The 17,800-nt window shown below is 60.2% G+C and carries 16 protein-coding genes, 3 tRNA genes and 1 pseudogene; 12 read left to right on the plus strand and 8 right to left on the minus strand.

Annotation, left to right across the window (positions count from 1 at the left end; translation table 11 throughout):
- Positions 1–3 precede the first annotated feature (3 nt).
- Both FB481_RS21030 and acnB read right to left on the minus strand, forming a co-directional pair.
- Positions 4–1,353, minus strand: coding sequence for a pyridoxal-dependent decarboxylase (locus FB481_RS21030; RefSeq protein WP_147177630.1), 1,350 nt, complete (start codon positions 1,351–1,353; stop codon positions 4–6).
- 292 nt (positions 1,354–1,645) lie between these two features.
- The gene (acnB, locus tag FB481_RS21035; protein WP_093504564.1) at positions 1,646–4,255 is read right to left on the minus strand and encodes a bifunctional aconitate hydratase 2/2-methylisocitrate dehydratase; all 2,610 of its coding nucleotides are present in this window, start codon (positions 4,253–4,255) and stop codon (positions 1,646–1,648) included.
- A gap of 396 nt (positions 4,256–4,651) precedes the next feature.
- Here acnB and FB481_RS21040 point away from each other — a divergent pair, with 396 nt between their 5' ends.
- Positions 4,652–5,128: a DUF1289 domain-containing protein gene (locus FB481_RS21040; RefSeq protein WP_027905476.1), complete on the plus strand. Its 477-nt coding sequence runs from the start codon at positions 4,652–4,654 to the stop codon at positions 5,126–5,128.
- 71 nt (positions 5,129–5,199) lie between these two features.
- On the opposite strand, the gene FB481_RS21045 is transcribed toward FB481_RS21040, so the two are convergent.
- Together FB481_RS21045 and FB481_RS21050 are read right to left on the minus strand one after the other, a co-directional pair.
- Positions 5,200–5,481, minus strand: a complete 282-nt coding sequence (locus FB481_RS21045) for a pyrimidine/purine nucleoside phosphorylase (RefSeq protein ID WP_013791535.1) — start codon at positions 5,479–5,481, stop codon at positions 5,200–5,202.
- Between the two features lie 61 nt (positions 5,482–5,542).
- Positions 5,543–6,106, minus strand: coding sequence for an exonuclease domain-containing protein (locus FB481_RS21050; RefSeq protein ID WP_147177631.1), 564 nt, complete (start codon positions 6,104–6,106; stop codon positions 5,543–5,545).
- Positions 6,107–6,281: 175 nt separating this feature from the next.
- Between FB481_RS21050 and FB481_RS21055 the strand changes: the two genes are divergently transcribed.
- The 4 genes from FB481_RS21055 to FB481_RS21070 all read left to right on the plus strand — a co-directional run bounded on the left by FB481_RS21055 (position 6,282) and on the right by FB481_RS21070 (position 11,364).
- Positions 6,282–8,495: an EAL domain-containing protein gene (locus FB481_RS21055; protein WP_147177632.1), complete on the plus strand. Its 2,214-nt coding sequence runs from the start codon at positions 6,282–6,284 to the stop codon at positions 8,493–8,495.
- Positions 8,495–10,399, plus strand: a complete 1,905-nt coding sequence (locus FB481_RS21060; RefSeq protein WP_147177633.1) for a sensor histidine kinase — start codon at positions 8,495–8,497, stop codon at positions 10,397–10,399. Before FB481_RS21055 ends, FB481_RS21060 begins: the two co-directional genes overlap by 1 nt.
- 77 nt (positions 10,400–10,476) lie before the next feature.
- Positions 10,477–10,737 (plus strand): YkgJ family cysteine cluster protein, encoded by a 261-nt coding sequence (locus FB481_RS21065; RefSeq protein WP_093504573.1) that lies wholly within the window; start codon positions 10,477–10,479, stop codon positions 10,735–10,737.
- Between the two features lie 30 nt (positions 10,738–10,767).
- Positions 10,768–11,364: an START domain-containing protein gene (locus tag FB481_RS21070; RefSeq protein WP_147177634.1), complete on the plus strand. Its 597-nt coding sequence runs from the start codon at positions 10,768–10,770 to the stop codon at positions 11,362–11,364.
- A 59-nt stretch (positions 11,365–11,423) separates the two neighbouring features.
- Here FB481_RS21070 and FB481_RS21075 read toward each other — a convergent pair whose 3' ends face one another.
- The gene (locus FB481_RS21075) at positions 11,424–12,092 is read right to left on the minus strand and encodes a Bax inhibitor-1/YccA family protein (RefSeq protein WP_147177635.1); all 669 of its coding nucleotides are present in this window, start codon (positions 12,090–12,092) and stop codon (positions 11,424–11,426) included.
- Positions 12,093–12,273: 181 nt separating this feature from the next.
- Here FB481_RS21075 and FB481_RS21080 point away from each other — a divergent pair.
- A tRNA-Ser gene (locus FB481_RS21080) sits at positions 12,274–12,364 on the plus strand.
- A 483-nt stretch (positions 12,365–12,847) separates the two neighbouring features.
- Here FB481_RS21080 and FB481_RS21085 read toward each other — a convergent pair.
- A complete protein-coding gene (locus FB481_RS21085; protein WP_074888029.1) occupies positions 12,848–13,054 on the minus strand; it encodes a hypothetical protein in 207 nt (68 codons plus the stop codon).
- A gap of 329 nt (positions 13,055–13,383) precedes the next feature.
- Between FB481_RS21085 and uvrY the strand changes: the two genes are divergently transcribed.
- From uvrY to FB481_RS21110, 5 genes are all read left to right on the plus strand, one after another.
- Positions 13,384–14,028: a UvrY/SirA/GacA family response regulator transcription factor gene (uvrY, locus tag FB481_RS21090; RefSeq protein ID WP_147177636.1), complete on the plus strand. Its 645-nt coding sequence runs from the start codon at positions 13,384–13,386 to the stop codon at positions 14,026–14,028.
- A gap of 1 nt (position 14,029) precedes the next feature.
- Positions 14,030–15,853, plus strand: coding sequence for an excinuclease ABC subunit UvrC (gene uvrC / locus FB481_RS21095; protein ID WP_147177643.1), 1,824 nt, complete (start codon positions 14,030–14,032; stop codon positions 15,851–15,853).
- A 33-nt stretch (positions 15,854–15,886) separates the two neighbouring features.
- Positions 15,887–16,447: a CDP-diacylglycerol--glycerol-3-phosphate 3-phosphatidyltransferase gene (gene pgsA / locus FB481_RS21100; RefSeq protein ID WP_093504579.1), complete on the plus strand. Its 561-nt coding sequence runs from the start codon at positions 15,887–15,889 to the stop codon at positions 16,445–16,447.
- A 66-nt stretch (positions 16,448–16,513) separates the two neighbouring features.
- Positions 16,514–16,589, plus strand: a tRNA-Gly gene (locus FB481_RS21105).
- Positions 16,590–16,627: 38 nt separating this feature from the next.
- A tRNA-Cys gene (locus FB481_RS21110) sits at positions 16,628–16,701 on the plus strand.
- A 250-nt stretch (positions 16,702–16,951) separates the two neighbouring features.
- On the opposite strand, the gene FB481_RS21115 is transcribed toward FB481_RS21110, so the two are convergent.
- Positions 16,952–17,242, minus strand: a complete 291-nt coding sequence (locus FB481_RS21115) for an Arc family DNA-binding protein (RefSeq protein WP_013791523.1) — start codon at positions 17,240–17,242, stop codon at positions 16,952–16,954.
- A gap of 263 nt (positions 17,243–17,505) precedes the next feature.
- Between FB481_RS21115 and FB481_RS21120 the strand changes: the two genes are divergently transcribed.
- Positions 17,506–17,709: a hypothetical protein gene (locus FB481_RS21120; protein WP_093505100.1), complete on the plus strand. Its 204-nt coding sequence runs from the start codon at positions 17,506–17,508 to the stop codon at positions 17,707–17,709.
- Here FB481_RS21120 and FB481_RS21125 read toward each other — a convergent pair.
- Positions 17,706–17,800 (minus strand): annotated as a pseudogene (locus FB481_RS21125) (IS5/IS1182 family transposase); the annotation flags it as partial. The gene FB481_RS21120 and the pseudogene FB481_RS21125 sit on opposite strands and share 4 nt — an antisense overlap.

A 17,800-nucleotide genomic window follows, 5' to 3' on the forward strand; every position in this document is an offset into this window, starting at 1 on the left:
GCCTCAGGCGTCTTTCAAGCGCAGGAGCAGGGCGATCAAGGCATCGATATCGGCGTCGGTGGTGCGCCAGGAACTGACGCTCAGGCGAAAGGCCGGCCGCCCCTGCCAGACGGTCGACCCGAACCAGGCTTCGCCAGACGCCTGGGCGGCCTGGAGAATCTCCTTGGTCTGTTCGTCCGAATCGGCGCGAACCAGCACCTGGTTGAGGCGCACCCGGTTGAGCACCTGGTAGCCGCCGGCACGAAGCGCCTCGGCGAGGTGCCCGGCCTGGCGGATGTGCCGGTCGATCATCTCGGCCAGGCCATCGCGGCCCAGGTGGGCCAGCGCTGCCCAGATCGCCACACCTCTTGCGCGCCGGGAGAACTCCAGGGTCAGGTTCTTTTGCGAGTCCTTCGAGGCCATGGCGTAGGCGGCGTCGCTGTTCATCGCGGCCGCCAGGGCATCGCCGTCGCGGCAGATGGCCATGGCGCTGTCGTAGGGAGTGTTCAGCCACTTGTGGCCATCGGTGGTCCAGCTGTCCGCCAGCTCCACGCCGTCGGCCAGCCCGGCCGAGGACGACGCCCGCGCCCACAGCCCAAAGGCGCCATCGACATGCACCCAGGCACCAGCGGCTTTGGCCCTGGGGATCAGTTCGGCGAAGCGGTCGAACTCGCCGGTATTGACCTCGCCAGCCTGCAGAATCAGTACGGTACGCTCATCCAGTTCGGGGAGCCGGGCCGGATCGATGCGACCGTGCTGATCCACCGGTGCCAGAAGCAGCCGGCGCATGCCGAAACCCAGCACGCGCAGCGCCTTCTTCACGGTGATATGAGCGGTTTCGGAAATCACCACGCGGATTTCCGGGGCGCCGATCAAGCCGTCCTGATCGAAATCCCAACCCTGCCTCGCCAGCAAAGTGCGACGTGCGGCTGCCAGGCAGGCGAGGGTGCAGGCGGTGGCACTGGTGCCGAAGCCGACGGCACTTTGACCTGGCAGGCCGAGTGCCTCGCAGACCCAGCGGGCGGCGACCTTTTCCAGTTTGTCGGCGATGGGCGAGCCGTCCGCGGATGACGCGCATTGATCCCAGGCCAGGACCATCCGCTCGGCGGCTGCGGCGGCAGGCAGGGTGGCGCCGATCACAAACCCGAAATAGCGCGGCCCGTTACTGGTAACGGTGGCGGGGGAGCCGAGTTCATCGAGTGCGTGCAGCACCTGCCCGGCATCCTGCCCCGTGGTTGGCAGGGGTTGGTCGAAGGCATCCAGGGCGGCGATGGCGCTCTCAACGGGATAGACCCGGCGCTGCTCCAGGGAATCGTTATAGGCGATGGCGCGGCGGTCGGCGTCGGTCAGCAGGGCGTGTTCGGCAGTGCGCATGGGGTGGGTCTCGGCAGTTGGCGGCGATGAGCAACCCTAACCGAGGGGCATGGCGGCCTGTCAGATACAGCCCACGGCTGCTTGCCCCCTACAGCGAAGCGGCCAGCACAGCTGTATCCGGTACAGTTCGCGGCAATTCTCGTGCGAACGGTGTCTTCGTGGGGAGCGGGCCAGGGATCCGCGACAGCTTGTGAAGGGCTCGCGGCTGAAGCCGCTCCTGTGTAGTTCGGCGTGCGAAGAACCATAAAAAAGCCCCGCACTGGGCGGGGCTCCTTTGGACGCGGGTGACGCCTTAGGCTTGAACGACCGGGATGTTCGCGCTGGCCGCGGCTTCGCGGAACTCGGCGATCTGGTCGAAGCTCAGGTAGCGGTAAACGTCGGCAGCCATGCTGTCGATGTTCTTCGCGTACTCCATGTACTCCTCGACGGTCGGCAGCTTGCCGATGATCGAGGCGACAGCGGCCAGTTCAGCCGATGCCAGGTACACGTTGGCGCCATCGCCCAGACGGTTCGGGAAGTTACGCGTCGAGGTCGATACCACGGTGGAGTTCGCCGCCACACGTGCCTGGTTACCCATGCACAGCGAGCAACCCGGCATTTCCATGCGAGCACCGGCCTTGCCGTAGATGCCGTAGTAGCCTTCTTCGGTCAGCTGGTGAGCGTCCATCTTGGTCGGCGGCGACAGCCACAGACGGGTCGGGATGGAACCCTTGACCTTGTCGAGCAGCTTGCCGGCAGCGCGGAAGTGACCGATGTTGGTCATGCAGGAACCGATGAACACTTCGTCGATCTTCTCGCCCTGAACGGTCGACAGCAGACGCGCGTCGTCCGGGTCGTTCGGCGCGCAGAGCACAGGCTCCTTGACGTCGGCCAGGTCGATTTCGATGATTTCGGCGTACTCGGCATCGGCGTCGGCGGACAGCAGTTCCGGGTTGGCCAGCCAGGCTTCCATCGCCTGCGCGCGACGCTCCATGGTGCGTGCATCGCCGTAGCCTTCGCTGATCATCCAGCGCAGCAGGGTGATGTTCGACTTCAGGTATTCGGCGATGGCCTTTTCCGGCAGCTTGATGGTGCAACCGGCAGCGGAGCGCTCGGCCGAGGCGTCGGAGAGTTCGAACGCCTGCTCGACGGTCAGCTCGTCCAGGCCTTCGATTTCCAGGATGCGGCCGGAGAAGGCGTTCTTCTTGCCTTTCTTCTCGACGGTCAGCAGGCCCTTCTGGATGGCGTAGTAAGGGATGGCATGAACCAGGTCACGCAGGGTGATGCCAGGCTGCAGCTTGCCCTTGAAGCGAACCAGGATCGACTCGGGCATGTCCAGCGGCATGACGCCGGTAGCAGCGGCGAAGGCGACCAGGCCGGAACCGGCCGGGAAGCTGATGCCGATCGGGAAACGAGTGTGCGAGTCGCCACCGGTGCCAACGGTATCCGGCAGCAGCATGCGGTTCAGCCAGCTGTGGATGATGCCGTCGCCAGGGCGCAGGGACACGCCGCCACGGGTGCGGATGAAATCCGGCAGGGTGTGGTGGGTGGTGACGTCGATCGGCTTCGGATAGGCCGCGGTGTGGCAGAACGACTGCATGACCAGGTCAGCGGAGAAGCCCAGGCACGCCAGGTCTTTCAGCTCGTCGCGGGTCATCGGTCCAGTGGTGTCCTGGGAGCCGACGGTGGTCATCTTCGGTTCGCAGTAGGTGCCCGGACGAACGCCTTTGCCTTCCGGCAGGCCGCAGGCCTTGCCGACCATCTTCTGCGCCAGGGTGTAGCCCTTGCCAGTGTCGACCGGCGCTTCCGGCAGTGCGAACAGGTCGGTCGGGCCCATGCCCAGCTCGGCACGTGCCTTGTCGGTCAGGCCGCGGCCGACGATCAGCGGAATACGGCCGCCAGCGCGAACTTCGTCGAGCAGAACCGGGGTCTTCAGTTCGAAGGTGGTGATGACTTCGTCGGTGCCGTGCTTGCAGACCTTGCCAGCGTGCGGGTAGACGTCGATCACGTCGCCCATTTCGATGTTCGACACGTCGAACTCAATCGGCAGGGCGCCGGCATCTTCCATAGTGTTGTAGAAGATCGGGGCGATCTTGGAGCCGAAGCAGAAGCCACCAGCGCGCTTGTTCGGAACGTACGGGATGTCGTCGCCGAAGAACCACAGCACCGAGTTGGTGGCAGATTTACGCGAGGAACCGGTACCGACCACGTCACCGACGTAGGCAACAGGGAAGCCCTTGGCGCGTACTTCTTCGATCTGCTTCAGCGGGCCGATGGCGCCAGGCTGCTCGGGAACGATGCCGTCGCGGGCCATTTTCAGCATGGCCAGGGCGTGCAGCGGGATGTCAGGGCGCGACCAGGCGTCCGGAGCCGGCGACAGGTCGTCGGTATTGGTTTCGCCCGGCACCTTGAAGACGCTCAGGCTGTACTTCTCGGCAATCGCCGGACGCTTGGTGAACCACTCACCGGCAGCCCAGGATTCCAGCACGGCCTTGGCATTGGCGTTGCCGGCCTTGGCTTTCTCGGCCACGTCGTGGAAGGCGTCGAACATCAGCAGGGTGTGCTTGAGCTGTTCGGCGGCAATGGCGCCCAGTTCGGCGCTATCGAGCAGCTCGACCAGGGTGGCGATGTTGTAGCCGCCCTGCATGGTGCCGAGCAGTTCGGTGGCGCGCTTCTTGTCGAGCAGTGGGGAAGTGGCTTCGCCCTTGGCGATGGCGGACAGGAAGCCGGCCTTCACGTAGGCCGCTTCGTCGACGCCTGGCGGCACGCGATTGGTGATCAGATCGAGGAGGAATTCTTCTTCGCCGGCCGGCGGGTTCTTCAGCAGGTCGACGAGACCGGCAGTTTGTTCGGCGTTTAGCGGCTGGGGCACGATACCCTGGGCGGCACGCTCTGCTACGTGTTTGCGGTAGGCTTCAAGCACAGTTATTACCCTCATCAGTGGTCCCAAATGGGAAGTCCGGGACGCATGCAGGAATGCATCAAACACATCCGTCGCGCAGCCTCATGGGCTGAGCACGATGGTTTCGATGCTTCCATCCGGAAGCTGCTTTCAAAGTTTTACGCCTGCAGAACGGGGTCTGATGAGGGCTGGCATGGCCTGAGGGTGACCACGCCAACTATCGTGCTGCAGGATCGACTGTGCTCGTGACGCTTTGAAAACAGCTTCCAACGGACATTGGCGCCTTTCGCAAGGCGCGCTGATTCTAGCCGAATCTTCTGGCGAAGTTAAGTGAAAGACCCATTGGCCTCTGGGGTGATCCCTATTAGACAAAGGGCTAAGATGCACGCCTTATTGTTCTGTGTGTCGATTCAACGCATGCCCAATCAACGTATCAAGACGCCTTGCATAGGCCTTTGCTCCACGGTTTTCGGCGACACTGTATGCCGTGGCTGCAAGCGCTTTCACCACGAGGTGATCAACTGGAACGGCTACAGCGACGAGGAAAAGCAGTCGGTGTGGACGCGCCTGGAAATGTTGCTGGTGCAGGTGATGGCCGCCAAGCTGGAAGTGTTCGACGAGGCGCTGCTGCTCAAGCAGCTGCAGCAGCGACAGATTCGCTTTCTGCCCCAGCAATCACCTTATTGCTGGGCTTATCAGTTGCTGGCCCGCGGCGCTCGGGTGATCACCCAGCTGGAGGCCTACGGCATCGTACTGCTGCCGGAATTTCGCGACTGGGAGCTACCAGATCTGCGTGACGCCATCGACCGCGAATTCTTCCTGCTCTCCGAAGCCCACTTCGAGCGCTATATAGCGCCGCGTTTTCTCAAGGAAGGTATGGAGTTGCGCGTCTGAATGGATAGCCCGACGGATAGATGTAAAAAAGCCCGGCACTTGGCCGGGCTTTTTTCATGCCACGAGACCTGTCAGCGGTATTCGCACAGGTAGGCGGTGTCCTGCTCGACCTTGAGCTGGAACTTGCTGTCTGCCGGCACGGTGAAGCGGCTACCGGCAGTGAAGGTCTCCCAGCTGTCGCTGCCAGGCAGTTTGACGGTCAGGGCGCCTGCGATCACGTGCATGACCTCCAGTTGGCTGGTGCCAAACTCGTATTCGCCTGCTGCCATCACGCCAATCGTGGCCGGGCCTTCTGCCATGCCGAACGCGATGGATTTGACGGTACCGTCGAAATACTCGTTGACCTTGAACATGTGCATCCTCGTGAGCGGCAGAATAAAGGGCTGGCAAGTATGCCCAAGGCGTTCGGCGGCGTCACGTATTGCGCGTGCTGCCGCGTTCGGTGATCACCAGAGGCAGCAGGCGGGCGGTATTGCGCGCGTCATTGAGGGCGCGATGCTGCTGGCCAGTGAAACTGATGCCTGCCAGTTGCAGCGCCGCATTCAGCCCGATCGGCCGTGCCAATTGGCGGGCCTTGGCGAATCGCTGTTTCAGATTCATGTGTGGCAGGGTTTGCAGGTAGCTGGCCAGGTCGTGCTGGTGCCAGTCCTGCTCCAGCTGCTGGCGATCGTAGTCGCCCCAGCTGCACCAGCCGCGCAGACGTGCGTGGTAGGGATCCAGCCAGCGCTCGAATTGAGGCCACAGCACTGGCAGCGTGACGGCGCCGTCCACATCCGCCTGGCTGATATGGGTCAGCTGTCGGCAGAACCGGGTCAGCTTGGGGCGATGCAGCGGGCGCACGAAGCGCTGGAAATGATCGATTTCGTGTCCGCTGGCGTCCACCAGGCTGGCACCGATCTCGATGATCTCCATATATTCGACTGGCCAGCCACCTTCTTCGGTCGTAGCCTCCAGGTCGATGACCAGCCAGTACGCCATTGCCTCTCCTTGTCTGCTGCCGTTCGCTTCACCTTGCTCAGAGCTCAGACCGACAGGTGGTGCGATTCGTGCCATTACTAAATGCCATCATGGACATTGTGTCTTTCTGCCGCTGGCTATACTTGCGCACGGCAGGCCGAGCTTCTTCATACCTAATGAAAGGTGAGTGTGGTTCATGGATGATTCCGTGGTGTTTTCAGATGACGAGCCGGTGGCTGACAGCGCTCACCCGGCGTGGCGCATTCTGACCGTTGATGATGACCCGGACTTCCAGCGCGCGACCGCCTTCGCGATCGGCGAAATGGACATCCTTGGGCGGCGTGTCGAGATACAGCAGGCATTCAGCAACCGCGAGGCGGCCATGCTGCTGGCCGAGCAGCAGGATTTCGCCCTGGTGCTGCTCGATGTGGTGATGGAAACCGAAGACGCAGGCCTGCGCCTGGTCAAGACCCTGCGCGAGGTCATCGGCAATGCCGAGATCCGAATCGTGCTGCTGACCGGCGAGCCTGGCATGGCGCCCGTGCAGAGCGTGATGCGTGACTACGACATCAACGACTACTGGTCCAAGAACGAGCTGAGTTCCGAGCGCCTGCGCACAGTGCTCACCGCCGGGCTGCGCAGCTATTCGCAGCTCAAGGCCATGGCCCGTGCGCGCCGCGGCCTGCAGATGATCGTCGAGTCCAGCAATGCGCTGTTCTGCTCGAAGAACACCCGGGAGTTGTCGGCCAAGATTCTTTCCGAAATCGCCTCGCTGCTCGATCTGCAGGCTGAAGGGATTGTCTGCGTCAAAGCCCATGATTCCGTTCCGGGTGAACTGCCCGATGCGCACGTGATCAGCGCCAGTGGGCGTTTCTACGGCTCCATCGACGGTAACCTCAGTAGTCTGGGAGATGAAGCGGTAGCCAGTGCGCTGCGCTGCAGCCTGCAAAAGCAGAGTACCTTGCGCTTTGACGATTGCACCGTATTGTTCTTTCCACGCTTCCAGGCTGGCGCCGATTACGCCTGCTACGTGGCCACCGAACGGACGCTGGACGACACCGAACTGGAACTGCTCGAAGTGTTCAGCGCCAGTATCAGCCGCGGCCTTTACAACGTTGCGTTGTTCAGCCGCCTGGAAGAGATGGCCTACCAGGACGACCTGCTGAAGATCCCCAACCGCAACGCCTTGATTCGCATGCTAGACATGACGCTGAGTAGCCCAAACAAGGCTGATCGTGTGCTGGTGCTGCTCGATATCGACAATTTCTCCGGGGCCAATACCGCTTTCGGCACCGGCTACGGTGATTTCATTCTCGGCCTGGTAGCCAACCGTCTGCGCGATGCCTTCGATGGCAATGTGCTGATCGCACGGATTCGCGATGACCTGTTCGCAGTGCTAGGCCCTGAGGAGCAGGTGCGTGCCGAGGACATAGTGGCACTATTCCGGAGGCCCAACCGGCCTTATGAGTTGGGGCAGGTGCACAGCCTGAGCACTGTCACGCTCTATCTGCGCGATTTCGACGACACCGCCAGCGTGGCCCTGCAGGACGCACGGCTGACCCTCAAGCAGGCCAAACAGCTGGGCCACGACCAGCATGTGGTGCACGACCGTCGGTTGCAGAGCGCCCACGCCGAATCGTTTCGCCTTTTGCTGGCGCTACGTGACGCCGTGGCCAGCGACTCGATCAGCATCGAGTTACAACCCCAGGTAGATATGCGCAGCGGGGTGGTCACTGGCGTCGAGGCTCTTGCACGCTGGTACCAGCCCGACGGCAAGGCGATACCGCCACTGGAGTTCATTCCGCTGGCCGAGGCCACCGGTTACATCCTGCCCTTGGGCGACCTGCTCATGCGTCTGGCCTTACAGGCGGCGCGGCGCCTGGACGAGGCGGGGTTCGGTCATGTCAGAGTGGCAATCAACGTGTCGGCCAGCCAGTTGCTGCAGCGCGATTTCATCGCGCGCTTCACGCTGCACCTGGAGGCCGCCGGGGTAAGTGCAAGCCAGGTCGAGCTTGAAATCACCGAATCGGTGGCCATGCGCTCGTTCGAACAGGTCTGCGAGCAACTGCTGGCGTTGCGCGCCATGGGCGTCAAGGTCGCCATCGACGATTTCGGCACCGGCTTTTCCTCGCTCAGCTACCTGCGCCAGTTGCCGGCTGATCGCCTGAAGATCGATCGCAGTTTTGTCGAAGAGCTGCGGGCAGAGGATGAAGGCCAGGCGATCGCCGAAGCGATCATCCAGATTGCGCGGCGCGTTGGTATGACGGTGATCGCCGAGGGTGTTGAGAACCAGCACCAGGTCGAGTGGTTGAAACGTCATGATTGCCTGGAGGCCCAGGGATATCTATTCGCCAGGCCAATGTCGCTCGAGCGGCTGTTGAGCTGGCTGGGCGAGCATTCGTCGCGGTGATGGGGCGCATCGCCGATTGGCGAAATGCGCTCGCCAAACCGCTGCCGCGCAACCTGCTGGTGCTGTTTCTGCCTTGGTCGCTGCTCATCATCGTGCTCAGCCTGCTGCTCTATGACCGCATGCTCAATGACCGGCTGGAACCGCTGCTCGAGGCGCAGACCGACAGCCTTAACGAGGGTGTGGCGGTGCTGGAGCGTCATCTGTCCAGCTTGCGTGGTGATCTGCAGTTTCTCAGCCAGCAGCCCTTGCTCGATCAGCTCTTGAGGCAAGAATCGGCCGAAAGTTTGGCGTCGCTGAGCGAGCTGTTCGCTGAATTTTCCGATAGCCGCGGTACCTATCAGCATATTCGCTGGCTCGACGAGAAGGGCCTGGAGCGGGTCCGCGTCGACAGTGTCTCCGGTGAGGCGCGGCAGGTTGCCGAGGCAGATCTGCAGAATGACTCTGCCGCCTATTACTTCGTGGAAACCATGCACCTCTACAAAGGTGAATCGTATCTGTCGCGCTTCGATGTGGAGCGCCGTTATCGACCTGACGGTTCCGTCGAATCCATAGAGCCGATCCTGCGTGCAGCAGTGCCGGTTTTCAGCGAGCGTGGCGAGCGGCGCGGTGTGCTGATCCTAGACTATCGTGCCGAGCGGCTGCTCCAGCGTCTGCGTGAAACCTCGGTAGCCTATGGCGGCTCCCTGCAACTGCTCGATCATGAAGGTTACTGGATGCTTGGCGAGCGTCCCGAACACGCTTGGGGTTTTCTACTGGGCAAGCCCGAACTGACCCTCGCCAGTCAGCAGCCTTCGAGCTGGAGACGCTTGCAGGAGGAGCAGCGCGGCTCGTTCATCGACCCAGCTGGGTTCTGGGCCTACAGCCATTTTCGGCCCGGCGATGCCGGTTCGGCGACCTCCAACGACGCGGATCATTGGTTACTGCTGTCTCATCTACCTGCTCTTAATCTCAGCGAGTTGCGTTGGGGCGTACTATGGCGTGTCCTGCTGTTCTTTTGCGTGCTGCAGGGCGTGGGGCTGTTGATCAGCGTGCGCCGTGCGATCGACGAGGCAGAGCGGCTGCGGGCTGAGCACGATCTGCATGTGAGCAGCCGAGCGCTGAGCGCTAGCAACGAGCAATTGCAACGCACCGTAGAGCAATTACAGCGTACCCGCCGTGCGCTATTGCAGGCGGAAAAACTGTCGTCGCTCGGCACCATGGTAGCCGGCGTCGCCCATGAGCTGAATACGCCGATTGGCGCTGCCAGCGTGGCTGCTTCGACCCTGGAGAGAGCCAGTCAGGAATTTCAGATCGCGATGCGCGAGGGTCTTAAACGCACCACTCTGGAGCGTTTCGTTCAGCGCACTGACGACGGCCTGAGCATCATTCTCATCAGCCTTGAGCGCATGTCGCAGTTGACCCGCGCCTTCAAGCAGCTGGCCACCGACCGTGCCAGTACCGAGCGGCGACGTTTCGATCTGCGCGAGCTGGTGGATGAGGTGGTGTTGCTGTTACAGCCAAAGCTGCGCCAGGGCGAACACCGAATCATGGTGCAGGTGGCGCCGAATCAGCTACTGGATAGCTACCCGGGTCCACTCGGGCAGATCGTACAGAATCTCGTCGACAATGCGCTGGTTCACGCCTTCGGCCCTGGCGTGAAAGGCGTGGTCACCGTTCGTGCTCAGATCGATGAGGCGCAAGCGCAGTGCACCATCGAGGTAATCGACGACGGCCGGGGTATGGATGAAGAGTTGCAGGCCAAGATATTCGACCCTTTCTTCACTACACGCCGAGGCCAGGGTGGCACTGGTTTGGGCCTGCACATCACGCATCAGCTGGCGGTTGATGTGCTGGGCGCCGAGCTGGAAGTCGCAAGCCAGCCGGGAAAAGGGTCGCGTTTTAGCATTCGCTTCGAGCTGAACTGATTACAGGGGCTGCCGGTCGGCAAAACGGCAAGCTAGAATCGCCGCGTTTCTGCGTGCCCCTGTTCGAGGTCCTTTCCATGCAATGCCGTCCTGGTTGTGGCGCCTGCTGTATTTCCCCGTCGATCAGTTCATTTATTCCCGGTATGCCCAATGGCAAGGCTGCCGGCGAGCGCTGCGTGAATCTGGCTGCGGATAACCTTTGCTCGATTTTTGGCCGGCATGACAGACCTGCCGTATGCGCCGCATTTTCAGCCGATTCCGCTGTCTGCGGTAATAGCCGTGAAGAAGCTATCCGCCTGCTGGCCTGGCTGGAAGATGTTACGGCGACCACCGTCTGACGCTATACAGACCTACCCCGGAGAACAAAAATGTCGTTGACCCGTTTGTTGCTAGCAAGTGCGGCGCTGTGTATTGCGTCTGCCGCCCATGCCGAAGACTGGCGCCTGGCGAAAGACGAGGAGGGCATCAAGGTCTACCTCAGTGAAGTGGCCGGCTCTCCCTACAAGGCGTACCGCGGCGTCACCCTGATCAAGAGCGATGTGGCCAAGCTCAGAGCGCTGCAGGAAGATGTGGTGGGGGCATGCGCGTGGATCCATGAGTGCCAGGAGCAGCGACTGCTCAAGCACGAAGGTGACAAGAGCTGGACCTACACCCGATTCAACACGCCATGGCCGGTGACGCCGCGGGATTCGATCATCGAAGTCACCACCGAGCAGGGTGCCGATGGCAGCGTGACCCGCACCCTGCACGGCGTGCCGAATTATCAGCCTGAGGAAAAAGGCTACGTGCGCGTTGCCAGTGTGGAGGGGCGCTGGACCATGACACCCAAGCCCGACGGCATGGTCGAGGTGGTGTACGAAGCGCACACCGACCCGGGTGGCAGCGTGCCTTCCTGGCTGTCCAACAAGTTCGTGGTCGAAGCGCCCTTCAACACGCTCAAGGGCATGCGCCAAAAGGCTCAGTAGTAATTTTCCAGGCCATAAAAAACCCGCCATCGAGGCGGGTTTTTGTTTGCGGGTGACGATCAGTCGTCGCCGCCCATGATGCCGAAGATCTGCAGCAGGCTGACGAACAGGTTGTAGATCGAAACGTACAGGCTGATGGTCGCCATGATGTAGTTGCGCTCACCGCCATGGATGATCGCGCTGGTCTGGAACAGGATACAGGCCGAGGAGAACAGCACGAAGCCGGCGCTGATCGCCAGCTGCAGGCCGCTGATCTGGAAGAAGAAGCTGGCCAGTACCGCGCCCAGCAGCACGAAGAAGCCGGCGGTGATGAAGCCGCTCAGGAAGCTCATGTCCTTGCGGGTGGTCAGCACGTAAGCCGACAGGCCGCAGAACACCAGCGCGGTCATCATGAACGCCGAGCTGACGACTTCAGCGCCGTTGGCCATGCCCAGGTAACGGTTGAGGATCGGGCCCAGGGTGTAACCCATGAAGCCGGTGAGGGCGAATGTCGACAGGATGCCCCAGCCGGAGTCACGCAGCTTGGCGGTAAGGAAGAACAGGCCGTAGAAGCCGATCAGCACCACGAAGATATTCGGGTAAGGAACGTTGGCGCGTTGCGCCATGAACGCCACGATGCCACTGAATGCCAGGGTGAGAGCCAGCAAACCGTATGTGTTGCGCAGAACGCTGCTGACTGCGGTTTGTTCAAGCCGTGTAGGGCTATGTGCGTAATCTTGTTCGCGCATGGCGACACTCCTAGTGAATGCTATTGGTCAGTGACCAAGGGTCGAGAAGCATCTTAACAGAGCCTTAGGTGCTGCCAAGTCAGAGTGTTTGACAGTGTGTTGCGTTCCGGTAAGATGCCGCCCGCAGCCTGCAAGGTTGCAAAGGAATGTTTCGGCGAGCCGAGGCATTTCGTGTCGACCTGGAGGGTTGGCAGAGCGGTTGAATGCACCGGTCTTGAAAACCGGCGAACGTTAATAGCGTTCCCAGGGTTCGAATCCCTGGCCCTCCACCACTTCTAAAAAAGCCCGGTTTTCGCCGGGCTTTTTTTCGCCTGCTGTTTGGCTGGCAGCGAACGTCCAGAGCCGCTGCCATGTGATTTTCAGTTCTGGCTGAATTCGCCTAGGATTTGCAGAAGCGAATAGATGCCTGCACCCAGTAATGAGGCGATAGAAAGGGCAATGCCGAGTGCTATCCAGATCATAGTCATGTCATTTCATTCCTGTATCTATTCAGAGCGCATCGCTGCAGCGACACAAACGCTGTGCATGATCTGAATAGAATCGGCGATTTTCAGCTTCGTTCAGGCTATTTGTGCGACCGTTCGGTCACGTTTGCACGGCGACCAAAGGGCTCCACAATCGGTGTGGCTACAAGTGACGAAGCGCTTGTCAGGCAAATAGAGGGGATAAGGCGAGGAGGGCGGTTGCGTGAAAGTTAGCGGCTTAAGCGCGGCTCTAATGCATGGGGCCGCGCTTGAAGGCGCTGAATCGTTGCCTCAATAGCCCAGCGTGCCCTTCAAATCGGCATACACCGCGGTCATCAGAATCTTGTTTTGCAGCTGGGCCGCTGTCAGGCGACGCGTTGCCACCAGGTTGCATTGGAGGTCTAGGCAGTCGACCTGCAGTCCCTCGGCAGAGGTTTCGGTAACGATGTGATAACGCCCGGCGGTTACGGTCTTCAGCTGCTTGATAAGCATATCCATTGTAAAGCCCTCGGTGTGGTGCACTGTCTGTAAATTCAGAGCGGTGCTTGTGCTGGGGCGTTCCGAATAAATTATCGAGCAGTGATGCGTTATTTCTCTTCTGTTGCGCAGCTCAATGAGGAACATGATTTGACGATGTGGTTATGGGCACGAGATGCATGATGTAGGTTGGCGAGCATAGGAGAGCGAGTAGCACTTTCAATGAGCGGCAGCTTGTTTGGCGCTTGTAATTTGGCGCGTACCGCTAACTCACCTGCCAGGTTTTTTGTTATGGTGCATTTCTCTCAGTTAGTCGCGGTGCGGCGCTCGCGCAGGTACGAGGTGTTCGTTTGATTAAGGTATTGGTTGTCGATGATCACGACCTCGTTCGTACGGGTATCTCGCGCATGCTGGCCGACATTGAGGGCCTGCAGGTCATTGGCCAAGCAAGCTCTGGCGAAGAGGCGCTGAAAAAGGTCCGCGAACTCAAGCCCGATGTCGTGTTAATGGACGTGAAAATGCCCGGCATCGGCGGCCTTGAAGCGACCCGCAAGCTGATGCGCAGCCATCCTGATCTCAAGGTTGTTGCCGTTACCGTGTGCGAAGAGGATCCTTTTCCCACTCGGTTGCTACAGGCCGGGGCCGCCGGCTATCTGACCAAGGGTGCCGGCCTCGAAGAAATGGTGCAGGCGATTCGCATGGTATTTGCCGGGCAGCGTTTCATCAGTCCGCAGATCGCCCAGCAACTGGCGCTGAAATCCTTTCAGCCGCAGAGCAGCAACTCGCCATTCGACCTGCTTTCCGAACGTGAAATCCAGATCGCACTTATGATTGCCGGCTGCCAGAAGGTACAGAGCATCTCCGATAAGCTATGCCTGTCGCCCAAGACGGTGAATACCTACCGCTACCGGATCTTCGAGAAGCTTGCGATCACCAGCGATGTAGAGCTGGCGCTGCTCGCCGTCCGTCATGGCATGGTCGATGCCACCAGCTGAAGTGACCCCAGTGTTCGATTCCAGTGCCTTCCTTGCCACCTGCAGTGGGCGCCCGGGCGTCTACCGCATGTTCGACGCGAGCGGCAATCTGCTGTACGTCGGTAAGGCGAAAAACCTCAAGAAACGACTCTCCAGCTACTTTCGCAAGAGCGGTTTGGCGACCAAGACCATGGCGCTGGTGGGCAAGATCGCCCAAGTGGAAACCACCATTACCGGCAACGAAACCGAAGCGCTATTGCTCGAGCAGACGCTGATCAAGGAATGGCGCCCGCCGTACAACATCCTGCTGCGTGACGATAAATCCTACCCCTACGTGTTCCTGTCTGACGGCGATTACCCGCGCCTGGACATCCACCGTGGCGCGAAGAACCGCAAAGGTCGCTATTTCGGCCCCTATCCCAGTGCTGGCGCGATCCGTGAAAGCCTGGCGTTGTTGCAGAAGACCTTTTTGGTCCGTCAGTGTGAGGACAGCTATTACCGCAATCGCACACGCCCGTGCCTGCAGTATCAGATCAAGCGCTGCAAGGCGCCGTGCGTAGGCCTGGTCGAGCCGGCTGAGTATGCCGAGGACGTACGTCACTCGGTGATGTTTCTGGAAGGGCGCAGCAATGCCCTGAATGCCGAGCTATCCGCCAGCATGCAGCAGGCGTCCGCCGCGCTGGATTTCGAAAAGGCCGCCGAGCTGCGTGATCAGATGGCCTTGCTGCGCCGCGTCCAGGACCAGCAGAGCATGGAGGGCGGTAGCGGCGATGTCGACATCATCGCCGCAATGGTCAACCCAGGCGGCGCCTGCGTGCACCTGATCAGCGTACGTGGCGGGCGGGTGCTGGGCAGCAAGAATTTCTTCCCCCAGGTAGCGATCGAAGAGGAGGCGCAGGACGTACTCGTCGCCTTTCTCGGCCAATATTACCTTGGCAGTCACGAGCGGGACTTGCCGAGCGAACTGATCGTCAATGCGCCTCATGAAGACTATCCCGTGTTGATTGCGGCCATTCAGGAGCTACGCGGTCGTGAACTGGCCATCAGCTACCGGGTTCGTGGTACGCGGGCACGATGGCAGGCACTGGCGGTCACCAATGCCGAGCAGGCCCTGGGAGCCAGACTGGCCAACCGCGAGCACATGGCCGGGCGTTTCGATGCGCTGGCCGAAGCGCTGGATATGGGTGAGGTGCCGCAGCGCCTGGAGTGCTTCGATATCAGCCATTCCAGCGGTGAGGCGACCGTAGCTTCCTGTGTGGTATTCGGGCCCGAGGGGCCGATCAAGTCGGATTATAGGCGCTACAACATTGAAGGCGTGACCGGTGGTGATGACTACGCGGCCATGCACCAGGCGTTGACTCGGCGCTTCAGCAAGATCAAGCAAAATGAGGGCAAACTGCCGGATATCCTGCTGGTCGACGGCGGCAAGGGCCAACTGGCAATGGCGCGAGAGGTGCTTACCGAGCTTGAGGTCCCGCCGCTGATACTTCTGGGTGTGGCCAAAGGCACCACCCGCAAACCCGGTCTGGAAACCCTTTACCTGAATGACGCCGAGCATGAATTCACCCTGCCGGGTAATTCACCAGCCCTGCATCTGATCCAGCAGATTCGCGACGAATCGCACCGCTTTGCCATTACCGGGCACCGGGCGCGTCGAGGCAAGGCGCGCCGTACTTCGAGCCTGGAGGAGGTAGCAGGAGTAGGGCCAAAAAGACGTCGTGAACTGCTCAATCATTTCGGTGGTCTGCAAGAGTTGTCCCGAGCCAGCACGGAAGAAATCGCCAAAGCACCCGGCATCAGTAAAAAGCTAGCCGGTTTGATTTATGCGGCACTGCACAGCGAGTAGAATGCCGCCTCACCTAACCGTCCAGTTGAGCCGATGAATATCCCCAACCTCCTCACGGTGCTCCGCGTTCTGCTGATCCCGATCTTTATCCTGTTGTTCTACATGCCTTTTTCTTGGAGCTACTGGGCTGCCAGTGCGGTTTTTGCGTTCGCGGCAGTGACCGACTGGCTGGATGGTTACCTGGCGCGCCGCTGGGAGCAGAGCACACCGTTTGGCGCCTTCTTAGACCCTGTTGCCGACAAGCTGATGGTCGCCACCGCGCTGGTACTGCTGGTGGCCGAGCACGCGAACCTGTGGCTGACATTGCCGGCGACCATCATCATCGGGCGGGAGATCGTCGTATCTGCGCTGCGCGAATGGATGGCCGAGCTCGGGGCCAGGGCCCATGTAGCAGTATCCAACCTCGGTAAATGGAAGACCGCCGCGCAGATGCTCGCGCTGGTCATCCTCCTTGGCAACCCGCCAGTGTTCGGTTTGTGGGTGCTGGTCGGCTACGTGTTATTGCTCGTTGCAGCAGCACTTACGCTGTGGTCGATGGCTCAGTATCTGCTTGCTGCCTGGCCGCATCTGAGTGTCACTGCCGAAAAGAAATAACTTTTTTGAATCAAGGGCTTGACTGGGCGTTGTGAAGCTATAGAATGGCGCCCGTCGACAAGACAAGCGGGAATAGCTCAGTTGGTAGAGCACGACCTTGCCAAGGTCGGGGTCGCGAGTTCGAGTCTCGTTTCCCGCTCCAGTTTCAACGGGCCGTCACGTACGGCCCGTTCAGTTTAAGGCTGAGTAGCAGAGTGGTTATGCACCGGATTGCAAATCCGTGAACGCCGGTTCGATTCCGACCTCAGCCTCCAAACTAGAAGCCCCGTAGCCATTGGCTACGGGGCTTTTTTTGTGCCTGCAGAAAAGTGATGCGTTCCGATACTTTCGGGCATGAATTCCGAAACTTGCGCGGCGAGAAGGTTCTGCAATAGAGCCTAGGCGACACTAGACGCGTCGTGTGATGTCCTGTTCAGAGTGGTCGAGTAGGCAGTGATAACCATATAAACAAAAGCCCCGGCGGGGCGGGGCTTGAAAACAGCTGTGCGAACGGCATTGAGTAGATCAGCGCGTGCCAGTCTTGAGACCGTCGAGGTAGTCGATATTGGCTTCCTGAGCTTTCTTGCCAGGCTTTGCCGCGGTTTGCAGTTCGCTTTTCAGCTTGGCTTCCAGCGCATCGATCAGCAGGGTCTGCCTGGCCTGACCTTCGAGGTGGGCTTCGATGGCGCGGATGATCTCGGTATTCATGCTGGTGTAGTTGTCATTGGCCAGATCTTCGATGCGCTTGCGCATTCCGTCCGGTAGACGAACAACGAACTTGTCCGCTGTGCGGGCGTTGAAAATGGGTTTGCTCACGATTGGTTCCTCCATATCGAGTAATACTAGCTATTTGATGGTAGCTACGGCGATAGTTCAGTCGGGCAGACGATTGGTAGCGAATTAATAGGCCACGGTCTGCGCACCTCGGCAAAAAGCAGCTCTTTGCTGCAGCTCCAAAAATAATGATTATACGCGCTCTAATGTGGCATAGTGATATTGCCTGTCAACCCAGGCCCGGTATGGAAGTCCGGCAGCGTGATGTATGCATCACTATCTGAATGATCGAGAAGGAACTCGTGATGACCATTCATATTCCACTGCTGAAAATTGCCACCGATATCGGCCTCTGCGAGAGCGTGGTTTCGAATTGGGTGACCCATTCGTGGCCTTATCCGGATGGCAGCGGCTACCGGGTATTCTTCAAGATCGATACGCCCAGCCATGTTCGGCAACTGCTGCCGCAGATTACTCCCACCAACATGCTGATCGTGCTCGCTCACTAGGTTCTGTACGAAAAGTACTGCCTTAAGCATCGCAGCGCGCAAGCCAGCGTGACCATCGCGCCAAAACTTCTGGCGAGCTTGTCGTAGCGGG

Origin of the sequence: Pseudomonas sp. AG1028 (genome assembly GCF_007993955.1) — a bacterium.
Taxonomy (GTDB): Bacteria; Pseudomonadota; Gammaproteobacteria; order Pseudomonadales; family Pseudomonadaceae; genus Aquipseudomonas; species Aquipseudomonas straminea.

Excerpts from the sequence above, each read along its gene's own strand:
- FB481_RS21050 (WP_147177631.1), bottom strand. The coding sequence starts at position 6,106 with ATGGCGTACTGGCTGGTCATCGACCTGGAGGCTACGACCGAAGAAGGT.
- FB481_RS21060 (WP_147177633.1), top strand. The coding sequence starts at position 8,495 with ATGGGGCGCATCGCCGATTGGCGAAATGCGCTCGCCAAACCGCTGCCG.
- pgsA (WP_093504579.1), top strand. The coding sequence starts at position 15,887 with ATGAATATCCCCAACCTCCTCACGGTGCTCCGCGTTCTGCTGATCCCG.
- FB481_RS21040 (WP_027905476.1), top strand. The coding sequence starts at position 4,652 with ATGCCCAATCAACGTATCAAGACGCCTTGCATAGGCCTTTGCTCCACG.
- FB481_RS21055 (WP_147177632.1), top strand. The coding sequence starts at position 6,282 with ATGGATGATTCCGTGGTGTTTTCAGATGACGAGCCGGTGGCTGACAGC.
- FB481_RS21085 (WP_074888029.1), bottom strand. The coding sequence starts at position 13,054 with ATGGATATGCTTATCAAGCAGCTGAAGACCGTAACCGCCGGGCGTTAT.
- FB481_RS21030 (WP_147177630.1), bottom strand. The coding sequence starts at position 1,353 with ATGCGCACTGCCGAACACGCCCTGCTGACCGACGCCGACCGCCGCGCC.
- FB481_RS21065 (WP_093504573.1), top strand. The coding sequence starts at position 10,477 with ATGCAATGCCGTCCTGGTTGTGGCGCCTGCTGTATTTCCCCGTCGATC.
- FB481_RS21120 (WP_093505100.1), top strand. The coding sequence starts at position 17,506 with ATGACCATTCATATTCCACTGCTGAAAATTGCCACCGATATCGGCCTC.
- FB481_RS21075 (WP_147177635.1), bottom strand. The coding sequence starts at position 12,092 with ATGCGCGAACAAGATTACGCACATAGCCCTACACGGCTTGAACAAACC.
- FB481_RS21070 (WP_147177634.1), top strand. The coding sequence starts at position 10,768 with ATGTCGTTGACCCGTTTGTTGCTAGCAAGTGCGGCGCTGTGTATTGCG.
- FB481_RS21045 (WP_013791535.1), bottom strand. The coding sequence starts at position 5,481 with ATGTTCAAGGTCAACGAGTATTTCGACGGTACCGTCAAATCCATCGCG.